The organism is Flavonifractor porci (assembly GCF_037572415.1).
In the GTDB taxonomy this organism is placed as follows: domain Bacteria; phylum Bacillota; class Clostridia; order Oscillospirales; family Oscillospiraceae; genus Flavonifractor; species Flavonifractor porci.
This window is the reverse complement of the sequence record NZ_JBBHLB010000014.1, coordinates 25,175-44,216: the sequence shown is the minus strand read 5'-3', so window position 1 is coordinate 44,216 and position 19,042 is coordinate 25,175. Positions and strand designations below refer to the sequence as shown.

General features: G+C 62.3%; 17 protein-coding genes and 3 tRNA genes. 8 read left to right on the top strand and 12 right to left on the bottom strand.

Annotated features, from left to right (window positions below):
- Window positions 1–66: 66 nt before the first annotated feature.
- Entirely contained in the window at window positions 67–273 is a 207-nt protein-coding gene (locus WHJ28_RS12175) for a helix-turn-helix domain-containing protein (protein ID WP_340042390.1), read from the top strand.
- Between the two features lie 261 nt (window positions 274–534).
- Here the strand turns inward: WHJ28_RS12175 and WHJ28_RS12170 are convergent.
- The 4 genes from WHJ28_RS12170 to vanR all read right to left on the bottom strand — a co-directional run bounded on the left by WHJ28_RS12170 (window position 535) and on the right by vanR (window position 1,771).
- Window positions 535–610 (bottom strand) — tRNA-Val (locus WHJ28_RS12170).
- A gap of 4 nt (window positions 611–614) precedes the next feature.
- Window positions 615–689, bottom strand: a tRNA-Glu gene (locus tag WHJ28_RS12165).
- Window positions 690–758: 69 nt separating this feature from the next.
- Window positions 759–835: transfer RNA gene (locus WHJ28_RS12160), tRNA-Met, on the bottom strand.
- Between the two features lie 243 nt (window positions 836–1,078).
- Window positions 1,079–1,771 carry a VanR-ABDEGLN family response regulator transcription factor gene (vanR, locus tag WHJ28_RS12155; protein ID WP_340042389.1) on the bottom strand — a complete coding sequence of 231 codons (693 nt, stop codon included), beginning with the start codon at window positions 1,769–1,771 and terminating at the stop codon, window positions 1,079–1,081.
- A gap of 178 nt (window positions 1,772–1,949) precedes the next feature.
- On the opposite strand from vanR, the gene WHJ28_RS12150 reads away from it, so the two are divergent.
- The 4 genes from WHJ28_RS12150 to WHJ28_RS12135 are packed head-to-tail and all read left to right on the top strand — an operon-like array spanning window position 1,950 to window position 5,343.
- Window positions 1,950–2,435 (top strand): SprT-like domain-containing protein, encoded by a 486-nt coding sequence (locus tag WHJ28_RS12150; RefSeq protein WP_340042388.1) that lies wholly within the window; start codon window positions 1,950–1,952, stop codon window positions 2,433–2,435.
- A 6-nt stretch (window positions 2,436–2,441) separates the two neighbouring features.
- Window positions 2,442–3,506, top strand: coding sequence for a lysylphosphatidylglycerol synthase transmembrane domain-containing protein (locus tag WHJ28_RS12145; protein WP_340042387.1), 1,065 nt, complete (start codon window positions 2,442–2,444; stop codon window positions 3,504–3,506).
- The gene (locus WHJ28_RS12140) at window positions 3,503–4,642 is read left to right on the top strand and encodes a sensor histidine kinase (RefSeq protein ID WP_340042386.1); all 1,140 of its coding nucleotides are present in this window, start codon (window positions 3,503–3,505) and stop codon (window positions 4,640–4,642) included. Before WHJ28_RS12145 ends, WHJ28_RS12140 begins: the two co-directional genes overlap by 4 nt.
- Complete coding sequence (locus WHJ28_RS12135) at window positions 4,639–5,343, top strand: GNAT family N-acetyltransferase (RefSeq protein ID WP_340042385.1); 705 nt, start codon at window positions 4,639–4,641, stop codon at window positions 5,341–5,343. The genes WHJ28_RS12140 and WHJ28_RS12135 overlap by 4 nt, the downstream gene beginning before the upstream one ends.
- 49 nt (window positions 5,344–5,392) lie before the next feature.
- On the opposite strand, the gene lepB is transcribed toward WHJ28_RS12135, so the two are convergent.
- From lepB to spoIIP, 5 genes are all read right to left on the bottom strand, one after another.
- Complete coding sequence (gene lepB, locus WHJ28_RS12130; protein WP_425461138.1) at window positions 5,393–5,986, bottom strand: signal peptidase I; 594 nt, start codon at window positions 5,984–5,986, stop codon at window positions 5,393–5,395.
- Window positions 5,987–6,060: 74 nt separating this feature from the next.
- Complete coding sequence (locus WHJ28_RS12125; protein ID WP_340042384.1) at window positions 6,061–8,265, bottom strand: ATP-binding protein; 2,205 nt, start codon at window positions 8,263–8,265, stop codon at window positions 6,061–6,063.
- Window positions 8,262–9,344 carry a metallophosphoesterase family protein gene (locus WHJ28_RS12120; RefSeq protein ID WP_340042383.1) on the bottom strand — a complete coding sequence of 361 codons (1,083 nt, stop codon included), beginning with the start codon at window positions 9,342–9,344 and terminating at the stop codon, window positions 8,262–8,264. The genes WHJ28_RS12125 and WHJ28_RS12120 overlap by 4 nt, the downstream gene beginning before the upstream one ends.
- 111 nt (window positions 9,345–9,455) lie before the next feature.
- Window positions 9,456–10,238: a TIGR00282 family metallophosphoesterase gene (locus WHJ28_RS12115; RefSeq protein ID WP_340042382.1), complete on the bottom strand. Its 783-nt coding sequence runs from the start codon at window positions 10,236–10,238 to the stop codon at window positions 9,456–9,458.
- A gap of 120 nt (window positions 10,239–10,358) precedes the next feature.
- Complete coding sequence (gene spoIIP / locus WHJ28_RS12110; protein ID WP_340042381.1) at window positions 10,359–11,516, bottom strand: stage II sporulation protein P; 1,158 nt, start codon at window positions 11,514–11,516, stop codon at window positions 10,359–10,361.
- A gap of 195 nt (window positions 11,517–11,711) precedes the next feature.
- Between spoIIP and WHJ28_RS12105 the strand changes: the two genes are divergently transcribed.
- The 3 genes from WHJ28_RS12105 to WHJ28_RS12095 all read left to right on the top strand — a co-directional run bounded on the left by WHJ28_RS12105 (window position 11,712) and on the right by WHJ28_RS12095 (window position 14,595).
- Window positions 11,712–12,179, top strand: coding sequence for a MarR family winged helix-turn-helix transcriptional regulator (locus WHJ28_RS12105; protein WP_340042380.1), 468 nt, complete (start codon window positions 11,712–11,714; stop codon window positions 12,177–12,179).
- A 24-nt stretch (window positions 12,180–12,203) separates the two neighbouring features.
- Window positions 12,204–13,073, top strand: a complete 870-nt coding sequence (locus tag WHJ28_RS12100; RefSeq protein ID WP_340042379.1) for a DegV family protein — start codon at window positions 12,204–12,206, stop codon at window positions 13,071–13,073.
- Window positions 13,074–13,266: 193 nt separating this feature from the next.
- A complete protein-coding gene (locus WHJ28_RS12095) occupies window positions 13,267–14,595 on the top strand; it encodes a S1C family serine protease (protein ID WP_340042378.1) in 1,329 nt (442 codons plus the stop codon).
- A 309-nt stretch (window positions 14,596–14,904) separates the two neighbouring features.
- Here WHJ28_RS12095 and WHJ28_RS12090 read toward each other — a convergent pair whose 3' ends face one another.
- The 3 genes from WHJ28_RS12090 to WHJ28_RS12080 all read right to left on the bottom strand — a co-directional run bounded on the left by WHJ28_RS12090 (window position 14,905) and on the right by WHJ28_RS12080 (window position 19,029).
- Window positions 14,905–16,638, bottom strand: coding sequence for a peptide ABC transporter substrate-binding protein (locus tag WHJ28_RS12090; RefSeq protein WP_340042377.1), 1,734 nt, complete (start codon window positions 16,636–16,638; stop codon window positions 14,905–14,907).
- A 290-nt stretch (window positions 16,639–16,928) separates the two neighbouring features.
- The gene (locus tag WHJ28_RS12085; RefSeq protein WP_340042376.1) at window positions 16,929–17,963 is read right to left on the bottom strand and encodes an ABC transporter ATP-binding protein; all 1,035 of its coding nucleotides are present in this window, start codon (window positions 17,961–17,963) and stop codon (window positions 16,929–16,931) included.
- Window positions 17,956–19,029 carry an ABC transporter ATP-binding protein gene (locus tag WHJ28_RS12080; protein ID WP_340042375.1) on the bottom strand — a complete coding sequence of 358 codons (1,074 nt, stop codon included), beginning with the start codon at window positions 19,027–19,029 and terminating at the stop codon, window positions 17,956–17,958. The genes WHJ28_RS12085 and WHJ28_RS12080 overlap by 8 nt, the downstream gene beginning before the upstream one ends.
- Between the last annotated feature and the right edge of the window lie 13 nt (window positions 19,030–19,042).

Here is a 19,042-nt window from a genome sequence, read left to right as displayed (position 1 = left end):
ATTATACTCTACAAATAGGGTATAGTCAAGATATAGAGCATGATAGCCTGTTATGGGTGATACACTATGATCAGCTACAGTCCGTTTTATCAGACTCTGTACCGCAAAGGCATTACCGAATATTATCTAATCTATAAGCAGGGTGTTACCGCCAACACCATCCACCGCATGAAGCACGGGAAGGCCATTACCACCACCACGCTGAACACACTGTGCGAGATCCTGGACTGTCGGGTGGAGGATATTTTGGAATACATCCCGGATGAAGATTGACGGCTGCCCGGCATGGCCGTAATTTCCAATATATCACTTTATTCTTTTATACACAATATATTCCAATGCAATATTTTCCGCTTATCCAAATTTGGTCCATTTTTATGAGGGGCTCCGCTGCATCCATTCTTCAGATAAATCAAAAGGACGTACTGCATTTTGCTGCAGTATGTCCCCTTCTGTTATTCTGAGCGCCAAACAGGCCCTCTTTTGCCCTTCAAAGCAAAGAAAAAAGGACATCCTATCGGATGTCCTTTTTAATGGTGGAGACGACAGAACTCGAATCTGTGACCCCTTGCGTGTGAAGCAAGTGCTCTACCGGCTGAGCTACGCCTCCATATTGGTGACCCGTACGAGACTCGAACTCGTGTTACCGCCGTGAAAGGGCGGTGTCTTAACCACTTGACCAACGGGCCATGTTGCCCAAGCGGGCCGAACGCTCGGAAAAGGGACCCCAAAAGACGGCACGTGCCGTCTTTTGGGTCTGGTAGCGGCACCTGGATTTGAACCGGGGACACTACGGGTATGAACCGTATGCTCTAGCCACCTGAGCTATGCCGCCATTTGCACCCGGACGAACAGGTCAAGAGATAGTATATCCGAAGTGTCCCATTTTGTCAACAGCTTTTTCGCAATTTTTTCAAAAAATTTCAGGCGGGAGGATTCAGTCGATCTTATATCCTACCCCCCATGCAAGCGCGGGGACTTCCTGCGGGAAGTCCGGCGCAGAGCGCCAAGCCGCGCTCGCGGGCGGGAACCAGTTCCCCCCGCGGCCCCCCCTCCGCTCTCCGAGGGGACGGGAAATTTAGTCGATCTTGTAACCTACACCCCACACCGTTTTGATAAATCTGGGGTTTCGGGACGGCTCCCCCATCTTCTCCCGCAGGCGGCGGATGTGGACCATGACGGTGTTGTTCCGGTCCAGGTACTTCTCCCCCCACACGCTCTCAAAGAGCCGCTCAGCGGAGATGACCTGACCCCGGTTTTCCGCCAGCATCCACAGGATGTCAAACTCGATGGGGGTGAGGCCCAGCTCCTTGTCGTACAGGGTGCACTCATGGGTGGAGCGGTTGATGACCAGTCCGTTGAAGTCCAGAATATCCCGGCTGTCCCCCTTGTCCGCCTCGTTGTAGCGGGTATAGCGGCGCAGTTGAGCCTTTACCCGGGCCATCAGTTCCAGGGGGTTGAAGGGCTTTGTGATATAGTCGTCCGCCCCAATGGTGAGCCCGGTGATCTTGTCCATATCCTCCGCCTTGGCGGTAAGCATAAGCACCGGGAAATGGTGGTCCTTGCGGATCTCCCCGCACAGGACAAAACCACTGATGTCGGGGAGCATCACGTCCAGGATGGCCAGGTCCACCGACCGGCTGTTCACCACCGCCAGGGCCTGGGTGCCGGTATTGCACTTGTAGACGGTGCAGCCCTCACTCTGCAAATAGACCTCCACCAGATCGGCGATCTCGGGCTCGTCGTCCACCACCAGAATGTTGGCCTCCATAGCCATCCCTCCTTTTGTCTCAATTATACCGGCCCGGTTGTATTTCCGTCAAGCAGACGGGAAAAATGTCACAAAATCATAAGATAAGCCCACAACAGTGGGTGATGGTGACTTTTCCGGCCATTGGTGGTACAATATAGCTCTACAATTTTGATTCTTCCAGAGAGAGGGCTGTTCCATGCACAACGCAGATACATTGCTGGCCCGGGTGGTCGCCCAGGCCAAAGCCCTGGGCATCCCGGTCTCTCCCCATATCCTCCCCCAGGTACGCCTCAACCGCCGGGCGGTGACCCGGTTCGGCTGCTGCATCCGGCAGGCCGACGGCACCTACCGCATTGAGCTGGCCCAGCGGCTGCTGGAGGCCCCGGTGGAGGCCTGCCTCCAAACCCTGGCCCACGAGGTGCTCCACACCTGCCCCGGCTGCCGGGACCACGGCGTCCGGTGGAAGGCCTACGCCGGGCAGATGAACGCCGCCTACGGCTATGCCATCTCCCGCACCGGTACCTGTGACCAGCTGGGGGTGGAGGATATCCGTCCCATCCGTCATCTGGTGGTGTGTACCAAGTGCGGCCGGCAGTTCCCCCGCGCCCGGCGCTCCCCCCTGGTGGCCCATCCGGAGCGCTACCGCTGCACCTGCGGCGGCACCCTGCGCCGGGCGTATTAGAATGGAGTGAATATTACGAAAAAGCACAGCAAGGCCGCCCTGTTCAACCGTATCTTTTCCATCGCGGGCCTGAGCATCGGCGGCATCATTCTCATTGCGCTCATTGTCCATGTGACGCGCACCATGGATCTGCGGACCCTGGTGGCCCAGGTGCAGCCCGGCTGGCTGCTGCTGGCCGCCCTGTGCATCCCCTTCAGCGAGAGCGTGGACGCCATCCTGTTCTACGGCATGGGCAAGGCCGCCGGCTGTCCCATGAATCTGACCGGCTGCTTTGACGCGGCCTATATCGGGGAATTTTACTACAAGCTGGGCCCCGCCGGAGCTCCCATCCAGCTCAAGCTGATGTATGACGCCGGGATGTCCGCCACCTATACCGCCTCCATCTACACCTGGAAGGCGGTGGCCAACACCATGGTATACACCGGCTACGCCGTGGCCGCCCTGGCCTATGAGCTGATCTGGCGGAAGGCCGGTCTGGGAGCCGCCGTGGCAGGGGCCGGGGTGCTCATCGCCCTCTACCTGTTCCTGTGCGGTCTGGCGGTCTTTACCGCCCTCCGTCCCGCCCCCATCCAGCGGCTCATCCGCCACATCCTCACCTTCCTGTCCCGGCACTGGAAGGTGATGGCCAGAGAGGGCATGGTGGACAAGGGCATGAACAAGGTGGATGAGTTCTGCCGGCAGCTGGGGGCCTTCCAGGGCAACAAGCGGCTGCTGGTATGGCTGTACGCCGGGATGTTTGTGGAGCTCACCGCCCTCTTCTCCATCCCGTTCTTCCTCTACCGGGGTCTGGGCCTCACCGGCTTCTCCTTCTGGGAGCTGGTGATGGTACAGTGCCTGGTGATGGTGCTCTCCCGCATCATTATGCTGCCCGGCAACGCCGGCGGCGCGGAGGGCAGCTTCTATCTGTTCATGGGCCCCATCTTTGGGGAACATCTGGCGGTGGGCATGGTGCTGTGGCGGTTCGCCTCCTTCCTGGAGGTGCTGCTCCTGGGCGGCGCCTGGTCGGTGGGCCGGTTCGCCAAGCGCTCCGCCGCCCGCCACCACGCCCAGGAAAAGGAGGGGCCCGCATGAAGGGAAAATACACCCGTCTCAAACTGAAAATGCTGCTGGTGGTCATTGTGGGCACCCTCATCGCCGGAGCGGCCGGCATCTTCCTGCTGGAGGTGGTCATTGACGGCGTGCTCCAGGACCCCTTTGCCCGGTTCTTCCTGTGGGCGGCCCAGACCCTCTTTGGCCAGAGCCCGGAGGAAGCCGTCCGCCTCTATCAGGTCCTGATCCGGAACAACAAGCAGGAGATCCTCACCGTCTGCATTATGGTACTCATGCTCATCGCCTTCTATCTGGCCATGGGCCGGTTCACCCATTGGCTGGAGGACATCCGGGCGGCCACCCGCCGCCTGGTGGAGGACCGGGAGGACCCGGTGGCCCTGCCCCGGGAGCTCTCCCCCATTCAGGACGACCTGAACGCCATCCGCCGTCAGCTGGCCGCCCGGGAGCGGGCCGCCCAGGAGGCGGAGCAACGCAGAGGGGATCTGGTGGCCTTTCTGGCCCACGACCTCAAGACTCCCCTTACATCCGTGGTAGGCTATCTGACCCTGCTCCACGACGACCCCGGTCTGGCCCCGGAGCAGCGGGCCAAGTTCACCGGCATTGCCCTGGACAAGGCCCTGCGGCTGGAGGAACTGCTGGGGGAGTTTTTCGACATCACCAAAATGGATCTCGACAGCGGAGCGGGGGAGAAGGTGCCCATCCAGCTGTCCATGCTGCTGGAGCAGCTCTCCGACGAGTTCTACCCCCTCTTCGCCGAAAAAAATCTCACCTGCGTCCCCGATATCCAGCCTCATCTGGTGGTGCGGGGAGACCCAGACAAGCTGGCCCGGTTATTCGACAACGTGCTGCGCAACGCGGTGAGCTACTCCATCCCCGGGGGTACCGTGGACGTGGTGGCCCGTGCCATGGGCTCCTACACAGAGATCACCATTCAGGATGAAGGGCTGGAGATCCCCGAGGGGGAACTGGCCAACATCTTTGAGAAATTCTACCGACTGGACGCCGCCCGCTCCACCCGCACCGGCGGGGCGGGGCTGGGTCTGGCCATCGCCAAGGAGATCGTGGAGCTCCACGGCGGCTCCATCCGCTGCGAGAGCAACGGCAAGCTGACCAGCTTCATCATCTCCCTGCCGCTATATCGAGGAGGAAAGGCATGACACTAGAAGAGACCGCTCTGGCCCGGCTGTCTGGCAACCGGCTTTTGTACATCGATATGCTGGAGGTGCTCCGTCGTGGGACCGCCCAGATCCGCCGGGCGGGGCCCGACGGGGTGCTGCTCTACGATCCCCCCAGCGAGGTGTGGTTCCTGGACGCGGAAACCCCCGCCGCCCTGGAGGAGATGCTCCCCATGATGGAGGGGTGCATGATCCTCACCGGCCATCAGATGTGGTACAAGGACAAACTGGCCGCCCACTTCGGGTTTCAGACGGAACAGATCTGCCACCAGTCGGCCTGGATGAGCGACCAGATGCCCACCGTCCCCGCCTTTGACGGGGAGATCCGCCGTTTGGACCAGAGCTGGGCGGAGTGGGCCGAGGAGCACTACAGCCACTCCTTCGGGGGTCTGGACTATATGCGGGGCGCCATTGACCGGGGGATGCTGGGGGCCTTTGTGGACGGGCAGCCCGCCGGGTTTATCGCCACCCACATCGAGGGGTCCATGGGGATGCTGGAGGTGCTGCCCCAGTACCGCCGCCGGGGCATCGGAGAGGCCCTGCTGCTGTCCATGACCGCCTTTTGTCTGGAGCAGGGGATATACCCCTATGGTCAGGTGTGGTGGGACAACCATCCCTCCCTGACTCTCCAGCGCAAGGTGGGCATGACCCTGTCGGAGGAACAGATCTTCTGGCTCTTTTAAAAGACACAAAAAAGGCCACAGACAAACTGTCTGTGGCCTTTTTCTGCGTTTATGCCTGAGCGCCGTGGGCGATGGCCCCAAAATCCTGGAAGGGCAGGATCACCCACAGGGCCCGGCCCAGCACATAGCGCTCGTCCACCGTGCCCAGGGTCACGTCCCGGCTGTCGGAGGAGTGGTTACGGTTGTCGCCCATGACGAAGATGGAGCCCTGGGGCACCACCACGTCGGTGAGGGTCTCCCCGCCGGGCTGGCGCATATCCTCCTCGGGGTTGATATAGGGCTCGTCCAGCACCACGCCGTCCACGGTGACGGTGCCCGCGTCGTAGTCGATGACCACGTGCTGACCGCCGGTGGCGATGACCCGCTTGACGATGGGGCCCTCGGAGGCGTCAAATTCCTTGGTGAGTACCACCACGTCTCCCTGCTTGGGGGTATAACCGATGCTCTGCAGCAGCAGCAGGTCCCCGTCGTGGAGGGTGGGATACATGGAGGAGCCCACCACGCCGATGATGCGCCCCACAAAGGTGAAAATGAGGATCAGGGCCACCAGCACCATCACCAGGGCCTGTAACCAGAAGTAGAGGTCCACCTTCAGGGCGTCCTTCCCCTCCAGCTCCTGCTCCTGGGTCTTTTCGTTTGCCAATGCCATCAGCTCCATATGCTTGGAATATGCCACATTATAGCCCGATTTCCCCCCGATTGCAAGGGAAATTCGCGTCAGCGGCTCTGCTGCCAGGCTCTTTCCCGGCTGTGGCAGGTGAAGAGCAGGATCTGCCGCTCCCCGCCCAGCTCCTCCAGGCACTCCAGAGCCAGGGCCGCACGGCTGTCGTCGAAGTTGGCCAGGGCGTCGTCCAGCACCAGGGGACAGGGCTCCTCCTGGGGCAGCACCAGCTTGCAGGCCGCCAGCCGCACCGCCAGATAGAGCTGGTCCGCCGTTCCCTGGGACAGGGCCAGCGCCCGCCGGGGCTGGAGGCCGCCGGCCTCCTCGGCCAGGGCCTCAAACTGCCGGGTGAGGGACACCTTGTCGTACTTGCCGCCGGTGAGCTTGGCCAGATAGTCCCCCGCCAGATGGTTGAGGGCGGGAGAGAACCGGGCCTGAAGCCCGGCATGGGCGGCGTCCAGAGCCTTGAGGGCGGTCTCCAGCGCGGCGTACTCGGTCTGCCGGGCCTCCAGCTCCTCTTTGGCCTCCTCCCGCCGCAGCTCCAGCTCCGCCGGGTCCCCCAGAGTGTTCAGCTCGCCCTGGGCCATGGCCAGGCCGCTGCGGAGCCGGGACAATTCCCCCTCCGCCGCGCCCAGCCGGGCCGCCGTCTCGGCAGGGTCAAACCGGGGCTCCACCCCGGGGTCGGCCGCCACCGGCTCGGGCCGGGGCAGGCTGGCGGCCAGCTGCTGGGCTCCCTCCAGCTTCACCCGGGCGCTGGTCAGCCGCTCCTCCAGCTGGAGGGCACGGGAAATAGCCGCCGACACGCCGAAGGTATCCTTCACCGTGGGGGCAAAGGGGTGGACCAGCTCCAGCAGGGCCTTGCGGGTATGCTCATCCTGCGCCAGCAGGGCGTCCAGGGCCTGCTGGGCCTCCTCCCGCTGTTTGGCGGCCTGTCCGGCCACCACACAGGCCTCCCGGTAGGCATTGGCACGGGTGAGGATGCCCTGGGGATCCTCCGCCTCATAGCGCTCCAGCAGCTCCGCCGCCAGGGCACCGGCCCGCTTTTTCCGCAGGGCGGCCGACACAAACAGGCCCACGCCCGCCGCGGCCAGCACACCGCAGGCCGCGCCCCCCATCCACAGGGCGGGCAGCACGCCGGTAAAGGCCAGCACCAGCGACCCGGCGGCCAGCACCAGGGCAACAGCGCCCCCGGCATACCATCCGCCGCAACGGGGCACCTCCCCCGCCGCCTGGGCGTCGTCGCTGGCCTGCTCCCAGGCCTGATCGGGGGTCATGTCGGGGAACAGGGGGTCCACCGCGGCGGCGGCAGCCTCCGACTCCTGGGCCTGAGCCTGTTCCAGCCGCTCCTCCGCCTGCTTGCGGCTGGTGTGCAGGGCATTGAGCTGGTTCAGCTCTCCCTGGGCCTTTTGCAGGGTGGCCTTGTCGGGGGGCGTGCCATAGCGGTTGAGTTCCGCCTCGATGGTATCCACCTGCTCCCTGGCCTGATTCAGGGCGCTCTGGGCCTCCTCCCACCGCTGGCGGCGGGCGGCCATGGCCCGGGCCAGATGGGCGTCCCGCTCGGCCTGGAGGCGCTTGTGCTCACTCTGGAGCTTGTCCATCTCCCGGCGGGCCTCCTGAGCCAGCCGGAAGGCCTTGGCCTGACGGCCGGCGATCTCGTCGTTCTGGGCCAGCTCCTCCTCCAGCTTGGGGATAAGGCCGGTCTTGTTGTGCCTGCGGCGGTTGAGCCAGTCCCGCAGGCGGCGCTCCACCTGGGAGTAGGACACGTCCTCCTCCCCGCTGGAGGCCAGGGCGGCAATGCGGGCCTCCAGGGCGGGAGCGCCGTCGATGGCCGCACCTCCCTGGCCCACAAAGGCGGAGCGCTCAAAGACCTCTCTGGGGGCGCCGATGAGAGTCTCCCCCACGTTGTCGGCGGTGAGGAAGCCCACCGGCTCCCCGGTGTCGGTATACACCGCCTCAAACTTGCCGAATGGGGTGTTGCCCTTGGGGCCGCGGCGAAGGGTGATCCTCTCCCCCTTCCACTCCAGCTCCACCACGCCCTCCATGGCTCCGCCGTTCCAGGGCTGGTAGCGGTTCTTTTCGGCGATGTAGCCCTGCTTGTCCCGCTCCTTGGTGTTGATGCCGTAGAGCATGGCCCGCAGGAAGGCCGACCAGGTGGATTTGCCCCCCTCGTTGGGGGCCTCGATGATATTCAGCCCCTCCTTCAGCTCCAGTTCCCGGTGGTCCAGGCCGCCGAAGGTGGCTTTCATACGAATGATTTTCATGGGCAGGGGTCCTCCCCGTTTTCCAGCGCCGCCAGCGCAAACCGGGCGGCCAGCTCGGCTTCGGGCCCGCCCTGGGCCTTCAGCTGGCGCAGGACCAGGCCGGTAAGGGAGTCCTCCCCCGCCCGCTCCCACAGGTCCCGCAGCTGTCTGGTGTGGTCCCGGATGGTGACGCTATAGTAGTATGGTTGGGCCTGGGCGGTGAGGGCCGCCAGGTCGGGCGGCCCAAAGGACCGCTGGCCGGTGAGCAGGATGCGGCAGCAGTCCCCGCAGGGCTCCGCCGGCAGGACGGCCTCCAGCGCCTGGGCGGCGGTATCCGCTCCGGTGACGTCGGCCTCCACGATCTCATACCGCCGTCCGGCCAGGGGCACGAACCGGGCGGTAAGGTCGCTGGGGTCGTCCCCCACGGTGACCACCAGCACGCCCTTGTCCCCCGTCTCGTCAAAGCCCCGGCCCTCGGGGCAGCCGGGGTAGGCCCACCAGGTATCCCCCGCCTTCTGCAACCCGGAGCAGGCGTGGATGTGGCCCAGGGCCAGATAGGTCAGGCCGCTGGCGGCAATGTCGGCGGGATCGATGGGGCCGTAGCGGCCCTTGCCGTCCACGTCGCCGTGGAGGGCCATCAGGTGGACCTGTCCGTCCCGGGGGGCGGTGAAGCCCATGAGGGGGGAGCGGTCGGCCTGGGGGGTGGTGAAGGCCGCGCCGTGGACGGTGCAGCCCAGCTCCGGCAGGGCCACCGACTCCACCGACACGGCGGAGAAGATATGTACGTTATCCGGCCAGGCGGTGTTGGCGTACACCGACCGGGGGCCGTAGCAGTCGTGGTTGCCCGGGGCGATAAACACCGGTGCCTGGATCTGGCCCAGGGTACGGGAGAGGGCCTCCACCGTCTCCTGGTAGGTCTGGCTGGAGTCCAGCAGATCGCCGGAGAGCAGCACCAGGTCGGCCCTTACCTCCTGGGCCAGATCGGCCAGCCGGTCCAGCAGCTGCCGCTGCTCCTCCCGCCGCTGCCTGGCCTTTTCGGGCGGCAGGGCGGCAAAGGGGGCGTCCAGATGAAAGTCCGCCCCGTGAATGATGGTTAACATGGTTTTGTGTTCCTTTCCAACAGGATTCCAAAAGGGTGCACAGACACCCCCTCATCCGTCCGACCCGAGGCCGGCCACCTTCCCCCCTCGGGGGGAAGGTCACAGGGGGGATCAGTCACGAACATCCAGCCGCTCCACACCTACGCACTTGCGCTGGTCGGTGTCGATGGAGAAGAGGACGCTCTCCAGCTTGCAGGGTCCGTCCGCCTGCTCAAACCGCCGGGGCAGTCCCCCCAGGAAGCGGTTGATGGCCTGGTCGGGCCGGATGCCCAGCACGCTGCGGGCGGGGCCGGTCATGCCCAGGTCGGTGACGAAGCCCAGACCTTTGGGAAGCACCTGGGCATCGGCGGTGGGCACATGGGTATGGGTACCCCACAGAGCCTGGACCCGTCCGTCCAGGTAGTAGCCCATGGCCCCCTTCTCGCTGGTGGCTTCGGCATGGAAATCCACCAGCACCACGTCCACCCCCTCCATCCGCTTCAAAACCTTGTCGGCGGTGGTGAAGGGGTTTTCAAAATTGCTGTCCATCTCGCACCGGCCGATGAGGTTCACCACGCCGATCCGCAGGCCCTTGGGGCCGTCGTACACCCCCCAGCCCCGGCCGGGCACCCGGTTGGTGTAGTTGGCGGGCCGCAGGGTGTAGCGGTCGTCCTCCAGAAAGTCGGCGATCTGGATGCGGTTCCAGGTGTGGTTGCCCAAAGTGATCACGTCGGCCCCGGCGTCAAAGATGTCCCGGGCCTGCCGGGGCAGGATGCCCACGCCGGAGGCGTTCTCCCCGTTGACCACGGTAAAGTGGACCTCATGGAGCTTTTTCAGGCTGCGGAGGTGGCGGTTCAGGTACTCCACACCGCTCTCCCCCACCACATCGCCTACCGCCAGCACGTTTAAAATCATAGTCTGCCTCCCTCTGTCTGTTTACACATTGCTCTTATTATATGTGATTTTTCGGAAAAGGGCAATTCTTCTTTGCCGGCGGGGGACGCAAAAAAGCACGCCCGTGGGCGTGCTTTTTTGTTATCCCTTCAGCCCCAGCAGCACCTGTCCGGCGGAACGGGCAAAGAGCCGGGCGGCGGACAGGGCCTCCTGAAGGGTATTGCCGTGGGTGCCCACCTCCACCAGCAGGGAACCGGTGGACAGCTCCTGGTTGTAGCTGGAGGAGCGGAAGGTCATGGGCCGGGCCAGGGTGGGGTAGAGGGTGTTCATGCTGGTCTGGATCTTGCAAGCCAGGGTCAGATTCTCCATCCAGTGGGGATTGCTGCCGTCCTGGCCGTGGCCGATGACCAGCATCACCTGGGCGGTATCCACCCCGTCGATCCGAGTCACCGCCTTATATATGGTACCGTTCTCCCCCACCAGGGCGTCCCGGTGGACGTCCAGCACGATCTTGATGGAGGGATATTTGGCCAGATAGTCCTTCACAGTCTGGGCGGAGCGGGTATAGGCCCCGTTGTACTGGGGGTAGTCGTGGAGGGTACGGTCGTGGACCACGCTCAGGCCCATCTCGGTAAACACCCGCTCCATCTCGTCCCCCACCCGGATCACATTGTATGTCTCCTCCAGGGTGCGTCCCACTCCGCCGGAAGGGGTATACACGTCGGTGCCGTCGGGGGTATAGGACTCGGTGGCGTGGGTATGGACGATCAGGATCTGGGGCTCCTCTGCCGGCAGGGTGATGTTCACCGCCGCCTGGGCCGCCGCCGCCAGGTCCACCTTTTCCCCGGTGCGGTTATAGAGGTACAGCCCCCCTGCCACATCGTAGCCCTGGGGACTGCTGGGAAGCAGGGTGCGGGCAATGATGTCCGACGGAGCCGTGGTGGTCTGGGGCTCCTCCACCAGGTCATCGTGATCCTGAGCAGGCTGGCCCGCCGGCAGCTGTATTTCCTCCTGTACCTCTTGTCCCAGGTGCCGGCTCACCGCCTCCTGATTGCCTGAGAGCAGCAGGGACTGGCCTATGGCCAGCCGGTCCCAACCGTCCAGTTGATCCAGGGCGTCGCCCCCCGTCTTGCCCAACTCCGCCGCCAGGGCGGTGGACACAAAGGTACCGCTCTCCCCCAGACTTTGCAGCGCCCCCGCCCCGCCGCCGCACAGAAGCAGCAGCCACACCGCCAGCGTGGCCAGGAACAAAGCGGCACTCCGGCGGAACAGTCGTTTCCATAAAATCGGCCCTTTCATATCGCACCATCCTCATCTGTAATGTGGGCTCCTTTCGGTCCCTTCTACCCTATGCGCCCATTCCCCCGGGTATGCCTTGTCCCAAACCGCACCGGCGGCAGAAATTACTTTGACTGTCAAAGGATTCTCTTGACATTTTTCTACAATCCGGTATAATTCAGTTGCGAAACAAGCCACGCAGAAGGGAGGCCCCCAGTGGAGTATTCCATCGAAGTAGTCAACCGGTTCCTTTCCGACGTCTTTGGCGACATTCTGAAGCGGGAAGAGGCTACCCTGGCCGCAGGCGATCTGTCTCTGCGGGAGGTTCAGCTCATCGACGCCATCTGCCGCACCGTGGACGAGGGGGGCGACAACCGCTCCACCGCCATTGCCTCCGCCCGGCAGATGCCGGCGGGCACCCTGACCTGTGCGGTGGGGCTGCTGGAAAAGAAAGGCTATCTGGTCCGCCGCCGGGATGAGAAGGACCGGCGGGCGGTGCGCCTGCTGCCCACCCAGCTGGGCCGGGCCGCCAGCGAACAGCACCGGGCCTTTCACCGCCGTCTGACCGACCGGATGCTGTCCGCCCTGACCGATCAGGAGGCCTCCGCCCTGGTGCGGGGAATGGAAAAGCTGACCGCTTTCTTCCGCTGCGGAGCCCAGGCTCCGTCGGAACCACAGCTATAAAGATCTGATGAAGTGAGGTACGTTATGAGTAAGATCGCCATTGCCACCGACAGCAACAGCGGCATCACCCAGGCCCAGGGCAGAGCGCTTGGCATTTTTGTACTGCCCATGCCTTTTTATATCAATGACGAGCTCTTTTTGGAGGATATCACCCTCTCCCAGGAGCAGTTCTATGAGCGTCTGGTCCAGGACGCCGACGTCAAAACCACCCAGCCCTCCCCCGGCGACGTGACCGACCTGTGGGACAAGATCCTCCAGGACTATGACCAGATCGTGTACATTCCCATGTCCAGCGGTCTGAGCAGCTCCTGCGAGACCGCCATGATGCTCTCCCAGGACTACGAGGGCAAGGTGTTTGTGGTCAACAACCAGCGCATCTCGGTGACCCAGCGCCAGTCGGTGCTGGACGCTCTGGAAATGGCCCAGGCCGGCAAGTCCGTTCAGGAGATCCGCGACTATTTGGAGCGCACCAAGTTTGACTCCGACATCTACATCACCGTGGACACCCTGAAATACCTGAAAAAGGGCGGCCGCTGCACCCCCGCCGCCGCTGCTCTGGGCGCGGTGCTGGGCATCAAGCCTGTGCTGCGCATCCAGGGTGAGAAGCTGGACTCCTTTGCCAAGGTCCGTGGCTGGAAGTCCGCCAAAAAGACCATGATCGACGCCATCCACCACACCATGGAGACCCAGTTCGCCGGTCTGGCCGGTCCGGAGCAGCTCCACATCGCCGCCGCCTACACCGGCGACCGGGCCGACGCCCAGGCGTGGCTGGAGGAGCTGGAGGCCATTTTCCCCGGTTATCCCATCCATATGGACCCCCTGTCCCTGTCGGTGGCCTGCCATATCGGCCCCGGCGCCCGTGCTGTCACTGTAACAAAAGCTCTGGAAAAATAATGATAACGTTTAAAAAAGGGACGCAAATGCGTCCCTTTTTTCTGCTATTCCCCGGTATCCGTTCCGTTTTTGCCGGTGATGGGAATAATTTAAAAATCATGCACATTTTCTTCATAGTTCCGCCACAATTACCGGGTATCCTAAAACTCGTTCCAGGAAAACCGTAAAATCCGCTGGTAAAGGAGAGACCCTGATGTATTACAGTGATTATAATCGGCCCCCCGAGGATCGGGAGCCCGTCATAGAAAGCAATCAGTTCCATGTGTATGACGCCGAGCCCCCCAAACAAAAGAAAAAGGGCGGTTTTGGCAAGTTTATTGCCGTTGGCCTGTGCTGCGCCATCATTGGCGGCGCGGTGGGCGGCGGCGGCGTTTGGGCCATCAACCGCTTCGGCGGCAACTCCACCACCATTTACGAGGGTACCCGCCCCACCGCCGTGTCTCTGGCCAATGTGGACGGCAAGACCGTCCTCTCCCCGGAGGAGGTGTATGCCTCCAACCTGGAGTCGGTGGTGGGCGTCAACGGCAATGTGACTACCAACGTGTGGGGCCAGACCGTAAAGAACGCCGTGTCCGGCTCTGGCTTCGTCATCAGTTCCAACGACACCACCAGCTACATCCTCACCAACTACCACGTCATTGACGGCGTCAGCGATATCACCGTGTTCTTTGCCGACGGCAAGAGCTATGGCGCCACTTTGGTGGGCGGCGAGGAGGAAAACGACATCGCCGTACTGAAGATCGACCAGGGCAACCTGCGGCCAGTGGTGCTGGGCGATTCCGACGCCATCAATGTGGGTGAGCCGGTATACGCCATCGGTAATCCCCTGGGTGAGTTGACCTTCACCTTCACCGGCGGCTATGTGTCCTCCAAGGACCGCTCCGTCACCATGAGCGACGGCACTGTCATCAATATGATTCAGACCGATACCGCCATCAACTCCGGCAACTCCGGCGGTCCCCTGTTTGACAAGTACGGCCAGGTGGTGGGCATCGTGTCCGCCAAGCTGTCCTCCAGCTCCGCCTCCGAGGCCTCCGTGGAGGGTCTGGGCTTTGCCATCCCCATGAATGACGTGAAGGATATGGTCACCTCCATCATGGAGAACGGCTATGTTACCGGCAAGCCCAACGTGGGCATCCTGATGAACAATGTGAGCCAGGAGGCCCAGCGGTACGGCATCCCTGCCGGCGCTGAGATCAAGGCCATTCTGGACGGCTCCTGCGCCCAGAAGGCCGGCCTTCAGGTGGGCGACATCATTACCGCCATAAACGATACCGCTGTCTCCACCAGTTCCGCCCTGTCTGAGGCGGTGAAGGACAACAAGGCTGGCGACACCATTGCCTTTACCGTCTACCGCAATGGGGAAACCCTCACCATCAACGTGGTGCTGGATGAGGATAACCAGGCCCGGCAGGAGGCCATGGAGCAGCTCCAGCAGGAATATCAGCAGCAGCAGCAACACCAGCAGCAACCGCAGGGGGGCGGCAATTACTATTACAACTTTCCCTTCGGCAACTGGTAATCATCCGCTAAAACCAACCCCCCCGGCATACCGGATATCCGGTGTGTCGGGGGTTTTTAGCGTCAGAGGTTACCGGAAACAAGGACCGACAGGCCGATGAGGGCATCGGCCCCTACGCTCAAAAATGCCGTTTTGCAGAAGTGGGAAGTCTGTACCCGTCCGTTTGTCAGGGCTATATTGGGGCTCGCAGTCAGGAGGACACGCCTGCCCTGCATCGCCTGAACACCCCGGGACAGTCCCTGGGCCAGAACAGCTCAACAACAAAAACCGGGCGGAGCCGCATGGCTCCGCCCGGTTGGATGGCTGAAATCAGCCCTGGGTGCAGTGGTCGAAGAAGAAGTAGCCCAGAGGAGTATAGTACATACCCTGGATGCCGTCGGCCAGCATATACTTCTGAGTGTAGAAGTACAGGGGGCACAGAGCATAGTCCTGACCCATGATGATGTCCTCAGCCTCGTGCATGAGCTTCATGCGCTCAGCGGGATCGGTAGCAGCCTTGGCAGCAGCGATCTTGGCATCATACTCCTTGTTGGAGTACTGAGCGTCGTTGTTGCCGCCGCCAGTGAGCCACATATCCAGGAAGCACATGGGATCATTGTAGTCGGCGATCCAGCCGTTACGGGCGATGGAGTAATCGCCGTCCTTACGGGTCTGGAGGAAGGTGGCCCACTCCTGGTTGTTCAGGGTGACGGTCACGCCCAGCTGAGTCTGCCACATATTCTGCAGGGCCTCGCCCACAGCCTTGTGGGACTCGCCGGTGTTATACAGGTACTCAACAACAGGGAAACCCTTGCCGTCGGGATAGCCGGCCTCGGCCAGCAGGGCACGGGCCTCCTCACAGTTGGCCTCATAGGCCTCCTGATAGGGATCGTAGTAGTCGCCGCCGGTGGTGCGGAAGTCGTCGCCGGTAGCGCCGGCAGCGTCGTAAACACCAGCGGGCACGAAGCCGCCAGCCTCGACCTGACCGGTCTGGGTGATCTCGTCAACGATGTACTTGCGGTCGACAGCCAGAGTGAAGGCCTTACGGACGCGAGGATCGTCGAAGGGAGCCTTCTGGGTCTGGTAGCAGACGTAATAGGTGCCGATGTAGTCCACGATCTTCAGGTCGCCGGAGGTCATCAGGCCAGCGATCTCGTCGGTGGGCAGGTCCTCGATGAAGTCCAGCTCACCGGACTTAAAGCCGTTGAGCATGGCGTTCTGGTCGTCCATCAGCTTGAAGGTGATCTTCTTGGGGCCCAGGGTATCCACAGCATAGTAGTTCTCGTTGGGCTCCATGACGATCTGGGAGTTGGTCTCACGGACAGTCATCTTGTAAGCGCCGTTGGAGATGTAGGTGGCGGGATCATAGGTCCACTGAGCGTTGCTCACGATATCCTCGCGCACGGGGAAGGTGGAGGGGAAGGCGCAGATCTCCAGGAAGTAGGGCAGGTCGGTGGTCAGAGTGACCTCAAAGGTCTTGTCGTCCACAGCCTTAACACCCAGCTCGCTGGGATCCTTCTCGCCGTTGATGATCTCCTTGGCGTTGACCACGCTGTCGATCATGTAGTTGTAGTCAGAAGCGGTCTCGGGGCTGACCAGGCGCTGCCAGGAGAACACAAAGTCCTGAGCGGTAACAGGCTTGCCGTCGGACCACTTGGCGTCCTCGCGCAGCTTGAAGGTATAGGTAACAGTGCCGTCCTCATTGGGAGTCTTCTCGTGGGACTCAGCCTGGCCGTAGTCCAGCACGGCGTTGTTGCAGGTGCCGTCGGTACCGGCGGTCTCAGTGCCGGAATCCTTCCAGCGCATCAGGCCTTCGAACATATGGCTGAGCATGATGGCGCCGTCGACCGCGCTGTTCAGAGCAGGATCGATGGACTGGGGCTCAGAAGCGATGTTGACGGTCATCTCAAAAGCTTCACCGGAAGGACCCTCGGTGCTGGGAGTGCCGCTGTTCTGAGCGTCGGGAGTCTCATTGCTGTTGCTGGTGCCGCCGCCGCAGCCGGCCAGCAGACCGAACACGAGAGCTCCGGACAGAAGCAGAGAGACAAGCTTTCTCTTTTTCATGGTTGGACCTCCATCTTTCTCATTTTTGTATCTATGACGCCTTGAGGCGCGATACACATGGGAATGGTCACCGGCGCCCGCTTTGCGGGCGCCGAAAGGCCATGGCCTTTCGCGCATTAAAGTAACGCAAAAGCATTATACCACAGGTCAGGTACAGGTGTAAAGAATATGTTTCAAAATTGTTACGAACTCTTCAGTTCATTCTTTTTTGATTTCGAAAAAAGGCGGCAAATCGCCGCCTTTTTCCAATTTTTGCTTGGGTCGCCTTCCTGCACAGGCCGCGTTTCCGCTTAACCCAGCAGGTGACAGGCCGCATAATGCCCCGGGGCGTGTTCCTTGAACTGGGGCACGGACTCCTTGCACTTCTCGGTGGCATAGGGGCAGCGGGTATGGAACCGGCAGCCGGAGGGCGGATTCATGGGAGAGGGGATGTCGCCCTGCAGCACGATACGCTGGCGGGTACGGCTCACCTCGGGGTCGGGCACCGGCACGGCGGACAGCAGGGTCTTGGTGTAGGGGTGGATGGGGTTGCGGTTGAGCTCATAGCTCTCGGCCAGCTCCACCAGAGAACCCAGATACATGACGCCGATGCGGTTGGAGATGTGGCGGACCACGGACAGGTCATGGGCAATGAACAGGTAGGTCAGGCCCAGATCCTGCTGCATATCCTCCAGCATATTCACCACCTGGGACTGAATGGACACGTCCAGGGCGGAGATGGGCTCATCGCACACAATGAACTCGGGGCGCACCGCCAGGGCGCGGGCGATGCCCACGCGCTGCTGCTGGCCGCCGGAGAATTCATGGGGATAGCGGTTGGCGTGTTCGGTGTTCAGACCCACCCGGCTGAGCAGTTCCTTGATGCGGTCGGTGCGGTCCTTCTTATTGGGGCACAGCTTATGGATATCCAGAGCCTCGCCGATGATCTCGCCCACCGTCATACGGGGGTCCAGAGAGGCGGAGGGGTCCTGGAAGATGATCTGCATCTTCCGCCGGTAGGGCAGCATATTGACCGCCTTGGGCTTGGGCGTCTTGATGTGGACCAGCTGGCCCTTCTCATCCCGCTGCCAGGGGTCCTCACCCTCAAAGATGGTCTCGCCGTCGTAGACGATCTTACCGGACGTGGGGGGATGGAGCTGGAGGATGGTACGGCCCAGGGTGGTCTTGCCGCAGCCGGACTCGCCCACCAGGCCCAGAGTCTCGCCCCGCTTGATGAACAGGGACACATCCTCCACGGCCTGAACGCCGGGGCCCTTCACGCCCTTGACGCCAAAGTATTTCTTCAGGTGGTCTACCTGAACGAGGATATCATTCTTCTCACTCATGGTCGCCCGCCTCCTTGTTCCCGGTCTCCTGCGCGGGCTTGGCGTCCGCCTGGCCGGCCTTCTCCTTCTCGATCTGCTCCTGCACCCGCAGCCAGCAGGCGGAGCGGTGGTTGTCACCCAGCTCCACATAGGGGGGCATCTTCTGCAGACAGATCTTCATGGCGTACTCACACCGGGGGGCAAAGGGGCAGCCCTCGGGGGGATTGAGCATATCCACGGGGGTGCCCTCGATGGGGATCAGGCGCTCGTAGCTCTCGGCGTCCACCCGGGGCATGGACCGCAGCAGGCCCATGGTGTAGGGGTGGCCGGGCTTGTAGAAGATGTCGTCCACAGGGCCCTGCTCCACCATCTTGCCGGCGTACATGACGGAGACCTTGTCGCAGATCTCGGCCACCACGCCCAGGTTGTGGGTGATGAAGATGATGCCCATGTGGGTCTTTTTCTGCAGGTCCTTCATCAGCTCCAGGATCTGGGCCTGGATGGTCATGTCCAGGGCGGTGGTGGGCTCGTCGGCGATGAGCAGCTGGGGATGGCAGATCAGGCCCATGGCGATCATCACGCGCTGGCGCATACCGCCGGACAGCTCGTGGGGATACTGCTTCATCCGCTTCTCCACGTTGTTGATGCCCACCAGTTCCAGCATCTCCATAGCCCGCTTGGCGGCCTCCTGCTTGGAGACCTTCTTGTCGTGGGCCTTCAGGGCCTCGATGAGCTGGTTGCCGATGGTGTACACGGGGTTGAGGCAGGTCATGGGATTCTGGAAGATCATGGCCACCTTGTTGCCCCGCAGGTCGATCATCTCTTCCTTGCTCTTGGCCAGCACGTCCTCGCCCTCCAGGGTGATGGAACCGCCCACCACCTTACCGGGAGACTGGAGCAGGCCGATGATGGAGTAAGCCTCCACGCTCTTGCCGGAGCCGGACTCGCCCACGATGCCCATGACTTCGTCATAATTCAGGTCATAGCTGATACCGCCCACGGCCTTGACTTCGCCGGCTGGGGTAAAGAAGGAGACGTGGAGGTCCTTCACTTCCAGCAGCTTGCCGGTTTTCTGTTTCTCTTCCATGGTGTCTCCTCCT